We start from the raw sequence: 18,005 nt of genomic DNA on the forward strand, positions 1-18,005 counted from the left end.
CGTCGAATGACGCGGAATTTCCGGTGATCTGCTTCTATGGCAGAGTGTTGCGGATGATACGGAACAGCCGATCTTGGTGTCCCTGCCCGGCCCCGTTCACCGGGGCCAAAGCCTTTGATATGGCCGAGGAAATTTCTAGCCTCTGCCCTGTGGTTCACCGCTTATTGCGTCGAGCCTTCCAGATCTTCGGGGCTGAGTGCGGCGGGCATGTTCTGATATGCTACGGGTCGCAGCCAACGGCGGATGGCCATTGTGCCGACGCTTGTTGCGCCGAAATTCGTGCTGGCAGGATAAGGCCCCCCATGGACCATGGACCCCACCACCTCGACCCCGGTTGGGAAGCCGTTGAACAGCAACCGCCCGGCCTTGCGCTCCAGAATCGGGAAGAGTTGCTGCGCCAGCGCAGTGTCGCTGTCATCCATCTGGATCGTGGCGGTAAGTTGCCCGTCCAGCTGGGCTGACAAGGCAACCATCTCTTTTTCCGAGCCGACGCGCACAATCAGCGATGCGGGCCCAAACACTTCTTCGCTGAGGCTGGGATCAGCCAGAAACGCTTCGGCATCGGTTTCGAATAGCGCCGGTTCAGCTGAACGGCCTGCCGTGGAACCTTGATGGATCGTGCGCACGGCAGGATGTTCGGCCAAATGCGATTGGCCGGATCGAAATGCCTCGGCAATCCCATCGGTCAGCATGGTCTGTGACGGCACTGTACTCAGGGCACTCGCAGCAGCATCGATAAATTGGTCAGCATCATCGCCTGTGATCATCACGGCAACGCCCGGATTGGTGCAAAACTGCCCTGCCCCCATGGTCATCGACCCCGCCCAGGCTTTGCCGATCTCTTCACCTCTGGCGACCATAGCGTTTGGAAGAACAAACATCGGATTGACCGAGCCCAATTCACCAAAGAACGGGATCGGGTCTGGGCGGCTTGCGCAGAGGTCAAACAGCGCCCTGCCTCCGGCCAGCCCACCGGTAAAGCCCACGGCACGGATTGCCGGATGCTTTACCAATGCTTCTCCGATGCTGCGGTCCCCACCTTGCACCAATGAGAATACGCCGTCGGGCATACCGGTCGCCCTGGCCGCCGCGTGGATGGCATCAGCGACGATTTCGCCGGTGCCCGGATGGGCGGGGTGGCCTTTGACCACGACCGGGCAACCTGCGGCCAGTGCCGATGCGGTGTCACCTCCGGCAACCGAAAATGCCAAGGGGAAGTTCGAGGCGCCAAAAACAGCCACCGGGCCAACCGGGCGCTGTATCATCTTGATGTCAGGACGTGGGGCGGGTTGGCGATCCGGCATCGCCAGATCATGGCGGCGCTCTAGATACGCACCATCCTGGACGAATTCGGCAAACATGCGCAACTGACCAACCGTGCGTCCCCGCTCGCCTTGAAGACGCATCTCGGGCAGACCGGTTTCTGCACTGCCAATGCTGGTGATGGCCTCGGCACGGGCCTCGATCTCATCCGCGATAGCATTCAGGAATCTGGCTCGATCCCCTCGGCTGCGATTGGCGTAATCTCCAAAGGCAGCCTCGGCCAGGGTACAGGCCTGATCAACCAACTCAGGCGTTCCCGCAGCAAAGTTGCTCCCCTCACCCGAGACGGGGCTGGAGGCAAAGCTTTCATCAGCTCCAACCCACTGACCGCCAATCAAGTGCTGACCGCGAAAAACATATCCATTATTCAACGACATACCCAATCCTCACGCTGCATTTTGCGCCGAAGAACCGGCCTGACTGCTCCAGTTCTCGTACCAGGTACGGAACAGTCTGAACTGTTGTTCAACATAGCCGCGCTGGCTGTCAGTAAGGGCATCTGTTTCGTTGAAATGATGCGTGTATTCGGGATGACCCGTCATAACCATTAAGTGTTTGTAGTAGAGCACAAGATCGGTGCCTTCGTCGAAGGACGACAAAACGCCCAAAGCCGCCTCAAGCTCCAACGCCCGGGCACGCGCGTTGGCATTGCCCTTGGCCGCCGCCTGACACAAATCCACCAGATGCAGAATCTCATCGGGCAGCACATTCCCGATCCCAGTGATGGCGCCGGTTGCGCCACAATTCACGATCCCGTGGAACACCGCGGTATCCACGCCGACCATCAGGGAAACATTGTCATCACCGCTGGTGATGTTTTCGGAGGCATAGCGCAGATCTTCGGCGCCGCCGAATTCCTTGTAACCGTTCAGGTTCGGGTGGTCCTTGCGCAGATCAAAGAACAGATCCGCACGGGTGGTAAATCCGTAATAAGGGCTGTTGTAGATCACTGCGGGAAGATCCGGTGCCGCGGCCAGAATGCCTTTGAAGTGGTGCCGCTGCGCAGTCATGGACGCGCCGCGTGACAGTACACGTGGAATGACCATCAATCCGCTGGCGCCCACTTTCTGCGCGTGTGCGGCATGCTGGATTGCCAAGGCCGAATTGATCGCGCCTGTTCCCACGATCACCGGGATACCAGCCCCGACCAACGCCTCGACGCCCTGCATACGCTGCGCATCTGTCAAAAGGGGCCAATCACCCATCGAGCCACAATAGACAACCGCGGACATGCCCGTCTCGATCAGCTCATGACCTTTACGCACAAGCGCCTCAAAGTCAGGACTGCGATCCGCGCGACAGGGCGTCATCAGGGCCGGGATGCATCCGGAAAAGACATTCGGGTTCACGATTTGGGTCTCCGTATTTTTTTGCCGGGCCGGTGGATTGCCCCACCGGGTTAGGGATTCGTGTAATCTTGCCGGCAGTCTACTTTAAATATTTTATTTGTCGACAAATTTTCGACAAGAAGGAATAAGGCCCTAAAATACGTGAAAACAACCGGTTTTTGGCTGGGATTAACACTCGACTTAGCACCGGTACGTGTGGCAAAATTGATGTGCGAACGCAGATGGACCGCGATCCAGCGGCTAGGGAATGCTCTGACATGGAAAAACGAAAGCCGGTCGAAGCCGGCCGCAAACGTGGATCAGGCGTTCAGTTCGTCTATGAAACCCTGCGGGACGAAATCATCGACCTCGCCCTTGCGCCCGGCAGCGCCATAGACGAGGCCAAGCTGAGCGAGCGGTTCTCGATGTCGCGCACCCCGATCCGTGAAGCCCTTGTCAGGCTGACGTCGGAAGGGTTGGTGGCGACACTGCCGAACCGCGCGAGCATCGTGGCGCCCATAGACTTTTTGAATCTTCACACATTCTTTGATGCGATGACCCTGATGTATCGCGTTACAACCCGGCTGGCCGCCGAATACCGAACGGACCAGGATCTGTGCGACATTCGCATGCGGCAGCAGGAATTTTCGGATGCAGCTGCCAAAAATGACGTTCTGACCATGATCGCAAAAAACGCAGAGCTTCATAATGCAATCGCCAAAGCAGGGCGCAACCCATATTACGAAAGCCTGACGCGCAGACTGCTGAACGAAGGGCAACGGATCATGCGGCCCTATTATTCGTCCTTTGGGGATCGGTTACCGGATCGGTATTCCCTGGAACATGACGACATAATCGCAGCTATAGCGGCCCAGGACATCACCGAGGCCGACCGGTTGGCGAGCGCCCATGCGGAACAAATCGTCCAGAACATCCGCGACATGATCTCGGCGGATCGGCGTCACTCAATCAAACTCTGATTCTGTTTCGCTAGATACTAAGCCGTTGGAAAAATTGAGGGGTTTGAAGGTTTACACCCGGATCTTCCCAAAAAAATTTACCTCTGCTAAAAAAAATTTTGATATTTCCTCTGCGATCCGGTTGAATGCGCGGCAACCCACGATTCCGGGAGACAGGGAATGAACGCAGCAAACGCGAGCGACAAATCAAAGCCGAAGGGCACGCCGACCGAGCTGGGGCAGGCAATTCGCAGGCGGCGCAAGGCGATGGGCCTGACTTTGGACAAGGTCGCACAGACCTCTGATCTGACAACGGGCTTTCTGTCTCAGGTCGAGCGCGGCCTGAGCTCACCCTCGCTGACCTCGCTGATGGCGATTGCCGCGGCACTTCAAACCAGCATCGAAAAGCTGCTCAGCGTACCCGAAGTGTTCAGCGAATATGTGGCAAAGGACAACCGCCAGACATACTCCCTGGGTATGCGGGGCAGGTTTTATGAGAAGCTGGGCCCTGGTTTTACCGGTGCATTGTTCAACCCACAGATCGTTCATCGCCCCCCGGGGCACGTTTCCGAAAAGATGCGGCATGAGGGCGAGGCGTTTTGCTATCTGATCTCGGGACGGCTTGAATATCACCTTGGTGACAAGGTTTTCATTATGTCGCCAGGTGACGTCGTTCACCACGACACATCTACCCGTCATTTCTCGGTCGTATTGGGGGACGTAGAAGCCGTAGAGCTTTGGGTAACAACCTCTCCGATCAATGATTCCGGCTTTGTGGCAAGTTAAATTGACCAACCGAACAGAGGTCAGCCTAAATACATTTGGCCATTTTTCACCCATCACTAAAAAAAGCTTTAGTATTGTTAAGAATCGGATATGGTCGCCCCGAGCATGAATTCATTCTGCGGGAGGACTGATTATGAAATTGAAGACGGTTTTGGGACTAACCGTTGCCGCCACCCTGGCCATGCCTGCTTTGGCACAGGAAAGAGGCGGCACACTCAACTTTGCACGCTATGACGGGTCGCGCCTGATTGATCCGATCTATGCGGATCGCAACCCCGATATCTGGATGGTCGGCAGCCTGTTCGACACCCTGCTGCGCAGCAGTGCCGACGGTAATTCTGTCGAGCCCGGCCTTGCTGAGACCTATACGGTCTCTGACGATGGTAAAACGGTTTCGCTGACCCTGCGCGAGGGGATCAAATTCGCAAACGGTACGCCCATGTCAGGTGACGACGTAGTCTTTTCCCTCGACCGAGCGCGCAATCCCGACCTGAGCCCCTGGGCTGGCTTGCTGGGTTCGATCGACGCGGTTACCGCAGATGGAAACGCGATCACGGTTGCCCTTGGCAGCCCGGATCCAACCATCCTGTCCATGCTGGCCACATTCAACACGGCGATCGTGTCCAAAGCGGCCTTTGAGGCCGCAGAAGGTGCAACAGATCAGGAAAAATCCGCTGCGATATTTGCCGCCACAGCCGCCGGAGTAGGCTCTGGCCCCTTCTATCTGTGTGGCTTTGAACAAGGTGCATCGATGGATTTCTGCGCCAATGAAAACTATTGGCGCATGGGCGCAGACGGCAAAGCTCTGCCGTATCTGGATGCCGTACATTTTGAGATCATCCCGGATGACGCAACCCGCATCCTGAGTTTGCAGGCCGGAGAAGTTGATGCCGCAGAATTCATCCCGTTCAGCCGCGTGGCCGAGCTGGAGCAGGATTCCAACATCAACATGAACCTCTATCCGTCGACGCGGATCATCTATTCGCCAATCAATACGCGCGATAACCGAGCCGATGGTTCTGCAAACCCACTGGCCGACGCCCGCGTCCGGCAGGCGCTGAACTATGGCACCAACAAAGAAGCGTTGATCGGGCTGGTACTGCATGGCGCGGGTCAACCGATGAGCTCGCCTTTGATGGCAAAGGCTACCCAATATGCCGCCGACATGACCCCGCTCTATGGCTATGACGTGGACAAGGCCAAGGCATTGTTGGCTGAGGCCGGGTTTGCCGATGGAACCGAAATCACCTTTACCACGCTGGCAGGTTCTGCGGACGATGCAACCATCTTTGCGGCGCTTCAGCAGATGTGGGCTCCTCTGGGCGTCGATCTTGTGGTCGAGCAAGTGGACGGCGCAACACGCGGCGCAAAGAACCGATCAGGTGAGTTTGACATTCACACCTATGGCTGGGTCAACGATGTAAATGATCCCAGTCAGGTGGTGGGCTGGCTGGGCCACACACCCACGGCCAAGGCAGTAGGAACCGGCTGGGAAAACGCCGAGTTTAACACCCTGTTCGACGAAGCCGCCGGTGAAATGGACGCCGAGGCGCGCAAAGCGAAATTCGCCCGAATGCAAGAGCTCTATGCCGAAGCAGCCCCCCTGCTGTTCATGTATGAGACCCCCTTTGCCGTTGCTGTTGGCTCGGCTGTCGAAGGCTATGTCCAGACCCCTCTGGGCAACAATATCTTCGATCAAGCAACCGTCAGCCGCTAAGGTAAGACCCCTGGTCCCGCCGCTTTCAGGCGGCGGGACAAATTTGCGGAGCTCGCTTTGTCCAGCCTGTCCTATATCTTCAAACGACTCCTGATGATGATCCCGACCTTTTTTCTGGTCATGATCATTATTTTTCTTCTTGTTCGATTGCTACCGGGGGACCCTGCCATTGCGATGGCCGGTGATCGTGCCTCGGACGCCGACATCCAGGCCATCCGTGAACGGCTTGGGTTGACCGAACCTATGCTGGTGCAATTCTGGCTGTTCCTTACCAACACCGTGCAGGGCGATCTGGGTCGGTCCATCCTGATGCGCTCGGATGTGATCAATGTGATTTCTGACCGGCTTCCTATCACTGTCTTCCTGACCGTGTATTCGGTGGTTTTGTCGCTGCTGATTGCCGGTCCGCTGGCCTTTGTTGCTGCGCTCAACCGGGGCCGCTGGCCTGATGCGGTGATCCGCACCGTCTTTCAGATCGGGCTGTCGATGCCGGTGTTCTATATTGGCCTCGTTCTGTTGACCTTTCTGGCAGCACAGCTGCGCCTGTTTCCGGTCGGAGGATATGGCGACACCTTTACCGAGCGGCTCTATCACCTGTTCCTGCCTTCAGTGACCGTAGCGCTTTACACCTCGGCCATCATCATGCGGAACCTGCGCAGCGCGATTATCGAGGTTCTGGACGCCGAATATGTCCAGTTCGCGCGTGCCAAAGGCCTGCCGCCTCGTTTGGTTCTGGGTCGCCACGTCCTGCGCAATGCGCTGATTTCGACGGTAACCCTGCTGGGCCTGTCCATCGGCAATCTGATGAGCGGGACATTGGTCACCGAAACCGTATTCGCCGTGCCCGGAATGGGGCGCCTGATGCTCGAGGCTATCTTTGCCCGCGACTACCCCCTGATTCAGGGGCTGACCCTGACATTTGCTGTTCTGGTTTCCGTGGTTTTCCTGATGACCGACCTGTTTCAGAGTCGCCTTGACCCAAGGATGCGCCTGCAATGAGTGACGCGACATTCAACAGCACCTCGCAGCGCCCCACCTTCATGCAGCGGGCCTTGCGCAAGCCTGGGTTCGTGGCCGGGTGCATCATCATCGGGTTTTCGGTGCTGCTTGCCCTGTTTCCCGGCGTATTCGCGCCCTATGACCCAAGCGCAATCGACTATCAGGCCTTGCGCCAACCACCATCCTGGGCACATCCGTTCGGCACAGATCTGTTAGGGCGCGACAGCCTATCCCGCGTCATCTGGGCCTATCAGGTCAACATGCAGATGGCAATTTTCGGGACTGTATTCGCATTGGTCACCGGTATAACGGTTGGCGCGCTGGTCGGGTACTATCGCGGCATCGCGGACATGATCTTTGGCCGCATCGTTGACGCTGTAATCACCTTTCCTTTCCTGGTTCTTGTCATTGCCGTGGTTGCGGTTCTAGGGCCGGGCCTGATCAACATGTATATCGCGATTTCAGTTGTTTACTGGGTCTATTATGCGCGCCTGATGCGGGCCGAGGTAATCGCTCAAATGGGGAATGACTATGCCTCGGCCGGGGTGGTGATGGGATATTCCGACAGCCGCATCATCTTCCGCCACCTGCTGCCAAACGCGATAACACCGGTTATTGTCTATTGGATGACTGACATGGCGCTGGTGATCTTGCTGGGGTCATCCCTTGGCTATCTGGGGTTGGGGGCGCAACCACCGCAGGCCGAATGGGGCGTGCTGATCGCCGAAGGGCGCAACTTTATCTCGACCGCCTGGTGGCTGAGCCTGATGCCCGGCATCGCCATCGTTCTGACCGGCCTTGGCTTTTCGCTTTTGGGCGATGGGCTTGCCGATCTGCTGAGACCGCGGGGATAGCGATGCAGGACCAAACGAAACTTCTAGAAGTAACCGGGCTAAGCACAACCTTTCACAAGAACGGTCGAGCGTTGCCTGCGCTTCGCGATGTCAGTTTCGGCGTGAACCGGGGTGAGGTTTTGGGGCTGGTCGGCGAAAGCGGGTCGGGCAAGAGCGTCACGTTGCGCTCGATCATGGGGCTGGCGCGCCGCTATGGCGACGTGACCGGCCAGGTGCGCTGGAATGGACGTGATCTGATATCCATGTCAGACAGGGCACTTCGTCGGTTTCAGGGTCGCGAAATCGCGATGATTTTTCAGGAACCGATGACTTCGCTGAACCCTCTGCTGACTGTCGGACTGCAACTGGAAGAGACCCTGCGCGCCCATACCGACCTGCCCCGCGCCGCGCGCTTGGATCGGGCAATCGAAATGCTGGACCTTGTCGGCATCCCCTCGGCAGCGCAACGCTTGAAAGATTATCCTCACCAATTTTCCGGCGGAATGCGCCAGCGGGTCATGATCGCAATAGCGCTTGCCGCAGAACCCAAACTGTTGCTGGCGGATGAACCCACCACAGCTCTGGACGTGACCATTCAGGCCCAGATCCTCGATCTGATCCTGCGACTGGCGCAGGATATGGATATGGGGGTTGTGCTGGTCACCCATGATCTTGGCGTGGTTGCCCAGACTTGCGACAACGTGGCCGTTATGTATGCGGGACGGATCGTCGAACAAGGGCCGGTCCGCGATGTGCTGCGGTCACCGCATCACCCCTACACTGTGGGTCTGATGCGGTCTGTGCCCGAAAACATCGCTCCTCGCACGCCGCTATATTCTGTTCCCGGAGTGCCGCCGGCACTGGATGCCCTGCCTGCCGGATGCGCGTTTGCACCGCGCTGTACCGCCTGCATAGACGCCTGCACGCAAGAGCGCCCAGCGATGACCCTGATCACCGATCATAGACAGGTCGCCTGTTTCGACCCGATAACCAAAACCCAAGGGAACGCCGCATGACTGCCCTGATGCAAATCCGCGACCTGCATCTGCGGTTCCCAATGGGCCGCAGCATCGGCGATGTCATTTCGCGGCGTCCTGGTCGCGAAGTACGGGCGCTGAATGGTGTCAGCCTAGATCTGACCCGCGGCGAAACTCTGGGTGTCGTCGGAGAGTCCGGGTGTGGAAAGTCCACATTAGCCCGGTGTATCGTGCGCCTTCATAAGCCCAGCGACGGTTCAATCCACTTTGAAGGTCAGGACATATTCGACGGCAAAATCAAAGCTGACCGCACCTATAACCGCCGGGTTCAGATGATGTTCCAGGACCCCTATTCATCGCTTAATCCCCGGATGACGACAGGGCAAATTCTGGCCGAAGCCCTGAGCGTTCACAACATGCGCCCAGAAGCAGAAATTCCCGACCGTGTGGCCGAGTTGCTTGATCTGGTCCGCCTTCCGAAGGACGCGCAAGACAAGCTGCCGCACGAATTCTCCGGAGGTCAGCGTCAGCGGATCGCCATTGCGCGCGCATTGGCGGTCGAACCCGAAGTTCTGATTGCGGACGAACTGGTCTCGGCACTAGATGTTTCGGTTCAGGCGCAGGTGGTAAACCTGTTGCTGGACCTGCAGCGGGAACTTGATCTGACAATCCTGTTTGTGGCCCATGACCTGCGGCTTGTCCGTCATGTTTCAAACCGGGTCGCGGTAATCTACCTTGGGCGGATCGTTGAAATCGGCGACAGCGAAACCTTGTTTTCCGCCCCCTCCCACCCTTACAGCCAAGCTCTGCTTTCAGCCGCGCCTTCGCTGAACCCCGACAACCGGGGCACCGTCAAGCGGCTTGATGGAGAGCTGCCTTCACCGCTGAACATGCCCTCAGGGTGCCCATTCCATGTCCGGTGCCCTCACGCCAGCAACATATGCAAAACCAAAGTGCCTGCCCTGCTGCCTTTTGAAAATCGTGGCGAGGTCGCCTGTCACCATGTTGAAGAGATAAATGCCGATGCTTGATGCCCCCGGAACCGACCGATCCGCGATTGTTTCGGCCTTGCGCGCCGAGCTTAAAGCACAAGGTCTGGATGCCTTTATCGTGCCCCGCTACGACGCACATCAGGGCGAATATGTTGCCCCTCATGATGAACGCCTCGCCTTTGTAACTGGCTTCAGCGGCTCGGCAGGCATGGCCATCGTCACACCCGAAACTGTCGCTTTATTTGTCGATGGCCGCTATGTGGTGCAGGCTGCAAACCAGTGTGCCGAGGCTGTTTTCTCGCACCATCATCTGTTTAACGAGCCGCCCGAATACTGGCTGGCCGCCGTTGCACAGAAAGGATGGAAAATCGGCTTTGACTCGATGCACCTACCGCCGGTCTGGTTTGACCGATTTGAGCACGGGCTGGAAGGCAGCGGTGCCGCGATGGTGGCGACACCTTCAAATCCGGTCGATGCAATCTGGACCGACCAACCCGCTGCCCCCCAAGGACAGATCGAGCCATTTCCACTTCAGTTTTCGGGCCGGGCGGCGGGTGAAAAGATCTCGGATCTGGCCACTGAGCTAACACGTCGAGAGGCCGACTTGCTGGTGGAAACTCAGCCCGACAACATCGCCTGGCTGCTTAATGTGCGTGGCTCAGACGTGGCTTTCAACCCTGTTCCCAACTCTTTCCTTCTGTTGCAAAGCTCGGGCCAAGTGCACTGGTTCGTGTCTGACCAAAAACTGGATGCCGATGTCACTGACCACATGCCGGAAAATGTTTCGGTTCAGGCGCCGGATGGTTTTCTGTCTACACTCAGTGATCTCACAGCGCCCGGCCAGGCCGTGATTTTCGATCCTGATTTTTCGCCGACGGCGGTCAAACAAGTGCTGGAGCGTACCGGAGCGAAGGGCGTGCCGATCAACGGATTGTTAAGCAAAACCAAAGCCCGCAAGAATACAACGGAACTGGAAGGGTTGCGCGCTTGCCATATCCGGGACGGGATCGCCTGGACCGAATTCTGCGCCTGGCTGGCGGCTCAGGTACAGAAACAGGCTGAACCGGTGACCGAGCGTGAAGCAGAACAGCGGGTATTGGCCTTCCGCCGCGCTCAGGATGGGTTCATCCACGAAAGCTTCAACACAATCTCGGCCGCCGATGGCAATGCCGCGATGTGCCATTACGCGACCGAGGCCAACAATACCGTTCCGATCCAACCGCGGGGCACATACCTGCTGGATTCCGGGGGGCAGTACGACACCGGCACAACGGATGCCACGCGCAGCTTTTCGTTCGGGCCTCAGCGGCCTGATGGATATGACCGGGCCTATACCGCAGTGTTCAAGGCCTTTCACGCTCTGGCCACGCTGCGCTTTCCTGCAGGCACACAGGGCCATCACATTGATGCAATCTGTCGCCGCCCGCTGTGGGATCTGGGATTGGATTATGACCACGGTACGGGTCATGGAATTGGCCACCGGTTGTCTGTCCATGAACATCCGCAGCGCATTGGCAAACCTTACAACCCGGTCGACCTGATGCCTGGCATGGTTATGTCGATCGAGCCGGGATATTACGAGGCCGGCAGGTTCGGCATTCGCATCGAAAACCTGTTCGAGATTGTCGAGGCAGATGACGGATTTCTGGAGTTCTCGAACATGACCTGGATCCCGATCCAGACGGATATGTTGATGCCAGATATGCTGATCCAGTCAGAAATTGACTGGATCAATGACTATCATGCCAAGGTTCTCAGACAGGTCGGGCCGCATCTTTCGCCTCTGGCCCTTAGATGGGCCCAGACGGCCTGTGCAACGCTGACCAAATAAACCTGAGTTTTGCCATCAGACCACCGTTCGAGGCGTCTTTCCGGCAAATACAGGCTGGACCCGGGCACCCTGATATTCGCCTACGTTATCCAACCAGTCCAGAAACAGGCGCGTGTTTCCAACGATGTAAGGGACAAAGCCGAAATCCGGTCGATTACCGGCCAGCTTTTGAACCAATGAACCCGTTTGCAACACGAAGATCGCGCCCCCTACCACAACGGCGGCGCTGATTGTGGGCGAGGCTGCGATCTCATGGCTTTGGGTTCCGGCCACCCAAAGAGCAAATGCCAGACGCGTCATCGCCACCGTATCCGTGACGCGGCGCAAGCCTGGAAGGAAATAGGTGGATAGAGCCGTCGTGCATACAATGACAGCCATATAGATCAGGCCGACAACAACCGGGACGGGCAATCCGAAACGCGTTGCATCTATATGTGAGTAAAGAGCGAAACCTGAGGCAAAAGCCAGAGCCGCAATCAGCGACAACCGCCGTCTTTCGAGACTTAGATGCCTTGTGACTCTATTCACTGCGTCGACCCTCATGTTTTGTTGAGGATCTGTTTGAAAGATGAATTTGTGATTGATCTGACGAAATAGCGGCGGAAGTTTGTCTTTGTCTCCCCTCACCATTCAATCGGTCGCCCAAATGACTTGGTTACGCCCTGCACGTTGGCCTTTTCACTCTGGTACGAGTACTAAATCCAGCGCGATTTAGGCCGCTGCTACTCGCTTCGGCGGCCCTGTGATTTCAGAAAAGAAGTTTGGCAGAATTCTCACCTCCTATGGTGAAAATCGCTCATATTCATTCCGCTGGGCCCGTTTCAATGTCGCTTGCCTTCAGGATAAATGTGCTGTCGCTTCAATTTCCAACAAGGCCTCGTCTTCGACCAAACCCGCCACGATGATCATTGACATCGCAGGAAAATGCCTGCCGAAAACCTCACGATAGGCGGCACCAACTTCGGCTTGCAGGGACAGATATTCGCGTTTGTCAGTTACGAACCAGGTCAGGCGGGTCACATCGCCGGCCGAACCACCAGCGGCCTCGACAATATCAACGATATTCTTCAGCGCCTGTTTCATCTGTCCGATGAACCCGCCGCTGACAAATTTCTTGTTCGCGTCCCATCCTATTTGCCCGCCGATATGTAACGTTCCATCTTTGGTCAAAACGCCATTGGCATATCCTTTGGCAGGCAACCAGCCATCGGGGTGAATTGTCTTGTGGCTCATAGCGCGTCGTCCCTGAATGCCTCGAGATTTTTACGGATGTCTGCGGGCCAGGCCGTTGGACCGCCCTTTGAATCTACATGAACAAGCGTTGCTACGCTTGTCAGTCGCTCCTCTTGCGCACAACTGGCCACGACCGAGTATTCGGCTGAACTGCGTCCGATCTTTGTGATCTTCATCCGGAATATCAAATGGTCACCGTGACGGCTGGGCGCTGAAAATCGGGTTTGTATCTGTGCGGTAGGCACTGCGCCAACAGGATGAATCTCTTCAAACGGTTTGCATAGCACCTGATCGAAATAGGTCTCAACGCAATCATTGATCATCTCGAAATAGCGCGGGAAAAAGACAATCCCCGCCGGGTCGCAATGTTTGAACAGAACCTTTTGGTGGAATTCAAAAGTCATCAGACCCCCACATATTTTTCTGTGATGTCATGACCGAGATCCACCATCGCGCCAGACCAGACTGTTTTACCGCGCTCAAGAATGACCGCGCGGTCAGACACCAGCGCCAACTCTTTCAGAGACTTGTCGATCAACAGGATCGAAACATTGGTTTCCTGTTTTAGGCGATGCAAGACCGACCAGATTTCCTGTCGCACGATCGGAGCCAGCCCTTCGGTTGCTTCATCGAGGATCAAGAGCTGCGGATTCGTCATCAGGGCGCGCCCGATAGCCAGCATCTGTTGTTCTCCGCCGGATAGTGAGGCTGCCCTTTGGCCCTGACGTTCCTCTAGCCGTGGGAACAGTTCAGCCACCTTCTGCAATGTCCACTCGCCGGGTCTGGCAGCGGCGATCAGATTCTCGCGGACCGTCAGGTCGGCAAAGCACCGGCGCCCCTCGGGTACCAGCCCGACACCAAGACGCGCGACCTTATAGCTGGGTAGAGCGTGCAGATTCTGATTGTTCAGCGACAGAGTGCCCTCGGACCGGATCATCCGGCAAATGGCTTTGACAGTCGTGGTCTTGCCCATCCCATTGCGCCCCATAAGGGCTGTAACCTCGCCCTGCGCCAGAGAAAGATCGACACCAAATAAAGCCTGACTGACGCCGTATGTCGCGGTCAGGTTTTCTACCCGCAACAAAGTCATGCCTCATCCCCCAGATAGGCATCGCGCACCTCACGGCTTGCGCGGATTTCATCTGCCGTCCCGGTTGCAATCACCTTGCCATAGACCAATACGCTGATCCGGTCAGCCAGCGCAAAAACGGCGTCCATATCATGTTCGACAAGCAGGATGGGCGCCTCTTCCCGCAGACCGTCAAGAAACCCGGTCAACCGTTTGGACCCTCCAGCGCCAAGCCCGGCCATCGGTTCATCCATGACAAAGACCCTAGGTGACAAAGTCAAAGCCACGGCGACTTCAAGCTGGCGGCGTTGACCATGGCTGAGATTTGCGCAACGCGTTTCGCGTTCATCGCCCAGGCCCACCCTTTCCAGCGCAGCCTCGGCCCTTTCGAGCAGCTCTGGCCGTTTCAAGGCAGGTTTCCAGAACCGCCATACGAGGTTTTCCGCACCCATGGCGCTCAACACGACGTTTTCCAGAACCGTATCTTCCATGCACAGTTCCGATATCTGGAACGTCCGCCCCATCCCTGCCCTTGCCCGCTTTTGCGTGCCAAGGTCCGACACATCCTGTCCGCACAGCAAAACACGCCCCGAATCCGGTTGCAAACCTCCGCAGATCTGCTGGATCAACGTGGATTTTCCCGCTCCATTCGGACCAATGATGGCGTGGATCTCTCCTGGCCTGAGGTCAATCGAGACGTTATCCGTAGCCTTTAACGCACCAAAGCTTTTGTTCAGACTCTCGGTGGCAAGGACGGGATCAGACATGTGCCCCCTCTTTCCCGGTTAGCAGCCCAATCAGGCCACCGCGACCAAACAGAACGATGCACAGCAGAACAATACCCAAATATACATGCCAGAAATCGGTTAGTTCACCCAGAAAATGCTCGAGCGCGACAAACACGCAAGCCCCAATTACCGGACCCATCAGGCGTCCGACACCTCCGATGATTATCAGCACAATCAATTCGCCCGAAAGCTGCCAACTGAACATAGACGGCGAAACGAACCGGTTGAGATCGGCAAACAGCGCCCCGGCCAGACCAGTGACAGCGCCGGACAGAACAAAGGCCAGATGTTTCAGCCGCATGGGGTTCAATCCCACAGTCTCGACTCGCGCCGTAGATTGCCGTGTCGCATTAAGAGCCAGCCCGAATGGCGCGGCTTGCATCCGCGCAAACAGGAACAGGACGAGACATAGCAGCGCGAAACAGATGCCGTAAAACTGGATCGGATCCAATGTGTTGAGGCCGGGAAAACCGTTGCGAACATAGATGGATAATCCGTCTTCGCCCCCGTATTGCGCCCAAGAAATCGCGAAGTAGTAAAACATCTGTCCGAAGGCCAGCGTAATCATGATGAAATAAACGCCTGACGTTCTTAGGGACAGAAGACCGACGAAAAAGGCAGCAATGCCCGAAGTAAGCATCGCAACTATCCAGATCACGGGCATGGATTTACTGCCTTCGATAGAAATCAAGCCCAGATCCAGTGCCGTGTAGGTCTGCGCGTGATAGGTCAGAATGCCCATCGCATAGCCGCCGATCCCGAAGAAAACAGCATGGCCAAAGCTGACCAACCCCCCAATTCCCAGGATGACATTCAGACCAACCGCTGCAAGCGCCAAGATCACCGCCCGCGTCACAAGCGTGATTGTGAAGGGCTGGTCCGCGGCCAGCGCCCAAAGGGGCAGCGCCAGCAGGCCGGCGATCATCAGGCCATTGATGTATCTTTCATTCATTCTCATGCGCGGGCTCCGAACAGACCTGTTGGGCGCCAGATCAGGACCAATCCCATCAGGACATAGATTCCCATTGATGCCAGAGCCGAGCCGCTTTTCTGAGCGGCTCCCGGTTCCATGAACAGTTTGAACAGCTCGGGCAGGAAAACCCCGCCCAGCGTGTCGGTTAGCCCAACCAACAGCGCCCCGATGAACGCCCCTCGAACCGAGCCTATGCCACCGATTACGATAACCACGAAGGCCAGGATCAGAACAGGTTCACCCATGCCCACCTGTACCGACTGAATTGCCCCAACCAAAGCACCGGCAAGCCCCGCCAGCCCCGCCCCTAGTGCAAATACCAACGTATAAAGTTTCGAGATGTCGACGCCCAGTGCGGCAATCATTTCCCGGTCGTTCTTACCGGCCCGTATCTGCACACCCAAACGCGTGCGTTCGATCAGGGCCCACAAACCTACTGCAACAGCAAGACCAATCCCGATCAGGGTTAGGCGATAGAGGGGATATTCGATCCCGCCCTGCAGCGTGATCGGACCCGAAAGTGCCGCTGGAATATCCAGGAACAATGGGAAAGACCCAAAGACCCACCTTGTCCCTTCGGAAAAGATCAGGATCAGTGCAAAGGTGGCCAGAACCTGATCCAAATGTGGTGCCTGATAAAGCCGCCGGATAACGAGCATTTCTACGATCACCCCTGCCAGTGCGGCCGCAGCCAGAGCAGCAATCAGAGCAAGCAGAAATGACCCGGTCGCCCCTGCAACAGCTGCAGCGGCAAATGCACCCACCATGTACAAAGAGCCATGGGCCAGGTTGATCAGGCCCATCACCCCGAAGATCAGCGTCAGGCCAGCAGCCATCAAAAACAACATGACGCCGAACTGCAGCCCGTTCAGGATCTGCTCGATAATCAGGATCGAGGACATGGAAACTCCGGTGATCTGCCCGCCCCACTTTTAGGGGCAGGCAGAAATTCAGTTACATTTTGCACTCGGCCGCGTAGGCATCAGAGTGGTTTTCAAGAGCTACGCCAAGGATCTTATTGGTAAATACATCACCTTCTTTGATCACTTCGCGCGCATAGATGGTCTGAACCGGATGATGGTTCGGGCCAAAGCTGAAATCCCCTCGTGTGCTGTTGAAGTCCGCCGCCCTCAGCGCCTCGCGGAAGGCATCCGCATCTGACGGGTCAGCCTTGTCAAGCGCGGCAAGCAACAGGTTGGCGGTATCGAATCCCTGACTGGCGTAAAGCGAGGGCAGACGTCCGTATTCTGCCTGAAAGCTTTCAACAAAGGCAGCGTTGGTCGGGTTGTCGATATCCTTGTTCCACTGCGAAGTGTTCACCACGCCCAGCGCCGCATCGCCTACCGCCTGCAGAATGCCCTGATCAAAGCTGAAGGCTGGGCCAACAACTGGAAGATCGATCCCGCTGTCGGCATATTGCTTCAGAAACGAAATCCCCATCCCGCCGGGCAGGAAGAAAAAGACGCTATCCGCATCGCTTGCGCGGATTTGCGCGATTTCAGCTGCGTAATCAGTCTGGCCAAGCTCGGTATAGATCTCACCGGCCAGATCACCTTCGAAAAAGCGTTTATAGCCAGTCAGCGCGTCGACACCCGCCGGGTAATTCGGAGCAAGTATGAAGCTGCTCTTGTAACCCGCACCATTGGCGTATGCGCCCGCGGCCTCGTGCAGGTTGTCGTTCTGCCAGGCAACGTTGAAATAGTTCTGGTGACAGCCCTTCCCCGCCAGAGGTGACGGGCCCGCATTGGGTGACAGATAGAAAACGTCCTGGTTCACGGCGGCTGGCACAACCGCCATCGCCAGGTTTGACCAGATGATACCGGTCATCACATCTACACGTTCGGATTGGATCATCTTGTCTGACAGCTGTACCGCGATATCCGGTTTGCGCTGGTCGTCTTCGATCACCACCTCGATATCATTCCGCCCCGATTGAGCAATCGCAAGCATGAACCCATCCCGTACGTCGATGCCCAAACCGGCCCCGCCGCCTGAAAGCGTTGTGATCATCCCCACCTTAACTTCCGCTGTAACACCCGTCGCGCACAGCGCGGTGATCGCTGCAGCCGCCAATAGTCTCTTCATCGTCTTCTCCCTTCGTTGGCCCTATGAACGCGATTTATGTCATTATTCTCAACGTTCGGTCTATGCCTTTGGCAATTCGGTCTTTTTCTTACATTCTTTCTGCCCGCTATAT

The 18,005-nt window shown here is 56.8% G+C and carries 18 protein-coding genes; 8 read left to right on the top strand and 10 right to left on the bottom strand.

The window, feature by feature from the left end:
- Positions 1-161: 161 nt before the first annotated feature.
- Together AC2FHX_RS08765 and AC2FHX_RS08770 are read right to left on the bottom strand one after the other, a co-directional pair.
- A complete protein-coding gene (locus AC2FHX_RS08765) occupies positions 162-1,700 on the bottom strand; it encodes an aldehyde dehydrogenase (NADP(+)) (protein WP_496701229.1) in 1,539 nt (512 codons plus the stop codon).
- Between the two features lie 9 nt (positions 1,701-1,709).
- Positions 1,710-2,672, bottom strand: coding sequence for a dihydrodipicolinate synthase family protein (locus AC2FHX_RS08770; protein WP_496701231.1), 963 nt, complete (start codon positions 2,670-2,672; stop codon positions 1,710-1,712).
- 257 nt (positions 2,673-2,929) lie between these two features.
- On the opposite strand from AC2FHX_RS08770, the gene AC2FHX_RS08775 reads away from it, so the two are divergent.
- The 8 genes from AC2FHX_RS08775 (at position 2,930) to AC2FHX_RS08810 (ending at position 11,745) form a co-directional block, all read left to right on the top strand.
- A complete protein-coding gene (locus AC2FHX_RS08775; protein ID WP_142637824.1) occupies positions 2,930-3,631 on the top strand; it encodes a GntR family transcriptional regulator in 702 nt (233 codons plus the stop codon).
- A 159-nt stretch (positions 3,632-3,790) separates the two neighbouring features.
- On the top strand, positions 3,791-4,396 hold the full coding sequence (locus AC2FHX_RS08780) for a helix-turn-helix domain-containing protein (protein ID WP_496692996.1): 606 nt from the start codon (positions 3,791-3,793) through the stop codon (positions 4,394-4,396).
- Positions 4,397-4,529: 133 nt separating this feature from the next.
- On the top strand, positions 4,530-6,113 hold the full coding sequence (locus tag AC2FHX_RS08785) for an ABC transporter substrate-binding protein (RefSeq protein ID WP_271950020.1): 1,584 nt from the start codon (positions 4,530-4,532) through the stop codon (positions 6,111-6,113).
- A gap of 57 nt (positions 6,114-6,170) precedes the next feature.
- Positions 6,171-7,112 (top strand): ABC transporter permease, encoded by a 942-nt coding sequence (locus AC2FHX_RS08790; protein ID WP_142637818.1) that lies wholly within the window; start codon positions 6,171-6,173, stop codon positions 7,110-7,112.
- Positions 7,109-7,966: an ABC transporter permease gene (locus AC2FHX_RS08795; protein ID WP_496701234.1), complete on the top strand. Its 858-nt coding sequence runs from the start codon at positions 7,109-7,111 to the stop codon at positions 7,964-7,966. The genes AC2FHX_RS08790 and AC2FHX_RS08795 overlap by 4 nt, the downstream gene beginning before the upstream one ends.
- 2 nt (positions 7,967-7,968) lie before the next feature.
- On the top strand, positions 7,969-8,961 hold the full coding sequence (locus AC2FHX_RS08800; RefSeq protein WP_496701236.1) for an ABC transporter ATP-binding protein: 993 nt from the start codon (positions 7,969-7,971) through the stop codon (positions 8,959-8,961).
- Positions 8,958-9,953 carry an ABC transporter ATP-binding protein gene (locus tag AC2FHX_RS08805; protein ID WP_496701238.1) on the top strand — a complete coding sequence of 332 codons (996 nt, stop codon included), beginning with the start codon at positions 8,958-8,960 and terminating at the stop codon, positions 9,951-9,953. Before AC2FHX_RS08800 ends, AC2FHX_RS08805 begins: the two co-directional genes overlap by 4 nt.
- On the top strand, positions 9,946-11,745 hold the full coding sequence (locus AC2FHX_RS08810) for an aminopeptidase P family protein (RefSeq protein WP_496701239.1): 1,800 nt from the start codon (positions 9,946-9,948) through the stop codon (positions 11,743-11,745). Before AC2FHX_RS08805 ends, AC2FHX_RS08810 begins: the two co-directional genes overlap by 8 nt.
- Positions 11,746-11,760: 15 nt before the next feature.
- Here the strand turns inward: AC2FHX_RS08810 and AC2FHX_RS08815 are convergent, their stop codons facing one another.
- The 8 genes from AC2FHX_RS08815 to AC2FHX_RS08850 form a co-directional block, all read right to left on the bottom strand.
- The gene (locus AC2FHX_RS08815; protein ID WP_496701241.1) at positions 11,761-12,123 is read right to left on the bottom strand and encodes a hypothetical protein; all 363 of its coding nucleotides are present in this window, start codon (positions 12,121-12,123) and stop codon (positions 11,761-11,763) included.
- A gap of 459 nt (positions 12,124-12,582) precedes the next feature.
- Positions 12,583-12,978 carry a RidA family protein gene (locus AC2FHX_RS08820; protein ID WP_496701243.1) on the bottom strand — a complete coding sequence of 132 codons (396 nt, stop codon included), beginning with the start codon at positions 12,976-12,978 and terminating at the stop codon, positions 12,583-12,585.
- The gene (locus tag AC2FHX_RS08825) at positions 12,975-13,382 is read right to left on the bottom strand and encodes an acyl-CoA thioesterase (RefSeq protein ID WP_496701245.1); all 408 of its coding nucleotides are present in this window, start codon (positions 13,380-13,382) and stop codon (positions 12,975-12,977) included. Before AC2FHX_RS08825 ends, AC2FHX_RS08820 begins: the two co-directional genes overlap by 4 nt.
- Complete coding sequence (locus AC2FHX_RS08830; RefSeq protein ID WP_496692991.1) at positions 13,382-14,068, bottom strand: ABC transporter ATP-binding protein; 687 nt, start codon at positions 14,066-14,068, stop codon at positions 13,382-13,384. Before AC2FHX_RS08830 ends, AC2FHX_RS08825 begins: the two co-directional genes overlap by 1 nt.
- Positions 14,065-14,814, bottom strand: coding sequence for an ABC transporter ATP-binding protein (locus AC2FHX_RS08835; RefSeq protein WP_282027717.1), 750 nt, complete (start codon positions 14,812-14,814; stop codon positions 14,065-14,067). Before AC2FHX_RS08835 ends, AC2FHX_RS08830 begins: the two co-directional genes overlap by 4 nt.
- The gene (locus AC2FHX_RS08840) at positions 14,807-15,787 is read right to left on the bottom strand and encodes a branched-chain amino acid ABC transporter permease (protein ID WP_496701457.1); all 981 of its coding nucleotides are present in this window, start codon (positions 15,785-15,787) and stop codon (positions 14,807-14,809) included. Before AC2FHX_RS08840 ends, AC2FHX_RS08835 begins: the two co-directional genes overlap by 8 nt.
- A gap of 2 nt (positions 15,788-15,789) precedes the next feature.
- Positions 15,790-16,710 carry a branched-chain amino acid ABC transporter permease gene (locus tag AC2FHX_RS08845; protein ID WP_281995512.1) on the bottom strand — a complete coding sequence of 307 codons (921 nt, stop codon included), beginning with the start codon at positions 16,708-16,710 and terminating at the stop codon, positions 15,790-15,792.
- 52 nt (positions 16,711-16,762) lie between these two features.
- Positions 16,763-17,893 carry an ABC transporter substrate-binding protein gene (locus AC2FHX_RS08850; RefSeq protein WP_496701247.1) on the bottom strand — a complete coding sequence of 377 codons (1,131 nt, stop codon included), beginning with the start codon at positions 17,891-17,893 and terminating at the stop codon, positions 16,763-16,765.
- Positions 17,894-18,005 lie beyond the last annotated feature (112 nt).

The sequence above is a fragment of the Ruegeria sp. CDSC042 genome, from assembly GCF_059610745.1.

Coding starts and splice junctions, on each gene's coding strand:
- AC2FHX_RS08765 (WP_496701229.1), bottom strand. CDS start 1,700: ATGTCGTTGAATAATGGATATGTTTTTCGCGGTCAGCACTTGATTGGC.
- AC2FHX_RS08775 (WP_142637824.1), top strand. CDS start 2,930: ATGGAAAAACGAAAGCCGGTCGAAGCCGGCCGCAAACGTGGATCAGGC.
- AC2FHX_RS08780 (WP_496692996.1), top strand. CDS start 3,791: ATGAACGCAGCAAACGCGAGCGACAAATCAAAGCCGAAGGGCACGCCG.
- AC2FHX_RS08785 (WP_271950020.1), top strand. CDS start 4,530: ATGAAATTGAAGACGGTTTTGGGACTAACCGTTGCCGCCACCCTGGCC.
- AC2FHX_RS08795 (WP_496701234.1), top strand. CDS start 7,109: ATGAGTGACGCGACATTCAACAGCACCTCGCAGCGCCCCACCTTCATG.
- AC2FHX_RS08800 (WP_496701236.1), top strand. CDS start 7,969: ATGCAGGACCAAACGAAACTTCTAGAAGTAACCGGGCTAAGCACAACC.
- AC2FHX_RS08805 (WP_496701238.1), top strand. CDS start 8,958: ATGACTGCCCTGATGCAAATCCGCGACCTGCATCTGCGGTTCCCAATG.
- AC2FHX_RS08810 (WP_496701239.1), top strand. CDS start 9,946: ATGCTTGATGCCCCCGGAACCGACCGATCCGCGATTGTTTCGGCCTTG.
- AC2FHX_RS08815 (WP_496701241.1), bottom strand. CDS start 12,123: ATGGCTGTCATTGTATGCACGACGGCTCTATCCACCTATTTCCTTCCA.
- AC2FHX_RS08820 (WP_496701243.1), bottom strand. CDS start 12,978: ATGAGCCACAAGACAATTCACCCCGATGGCTGGTTGCCTGCCAAAGGA.
- AC2FHX_RS08825 (WP_496701245.1), bottom strand. CDS start 13,382: ATGACTTTTGAATTCCACCAAAAGGTTCTGTTCAAACATTGCGACCCG.
- AC2FHX_RS08830 (WP_496692991.1), bottom strand. CDS start 14,068: ATGACTTTGTTGCGGGTAGAAAACCTGACCGCGACATACGGCGTCAGT.
- AC2FHX_RS08835 (WP_282027717.1), bottom strand. CDS start 14,814: ATGTCTGATCCCGTCCTTGCCACCGAGAGTCTGAACAAAAGCTTTGGT.
- AC2FHX_RS08840 (WP_496701457.1), bottom strand. CDS start 15,787: ATGAATGAAAGATACATCAATGGCCTGATGATCGCCGGCCTGCTGGCG.
- AC2FHX_RS08845 (WP_281995512.1), bottom strand. CDS start 16,710: ATGTCCTCGATCCTGATTATCGAGCAGATCCTGAACGGGCTGCAGTTC.
- AC2FHX_RS08850 (WP_496701247.1), bottom strand. CDS start 17,893: ATGAAGAGACTATTGGCGGCTGCAGCGATCACCGCGCTGTGCGCGACG.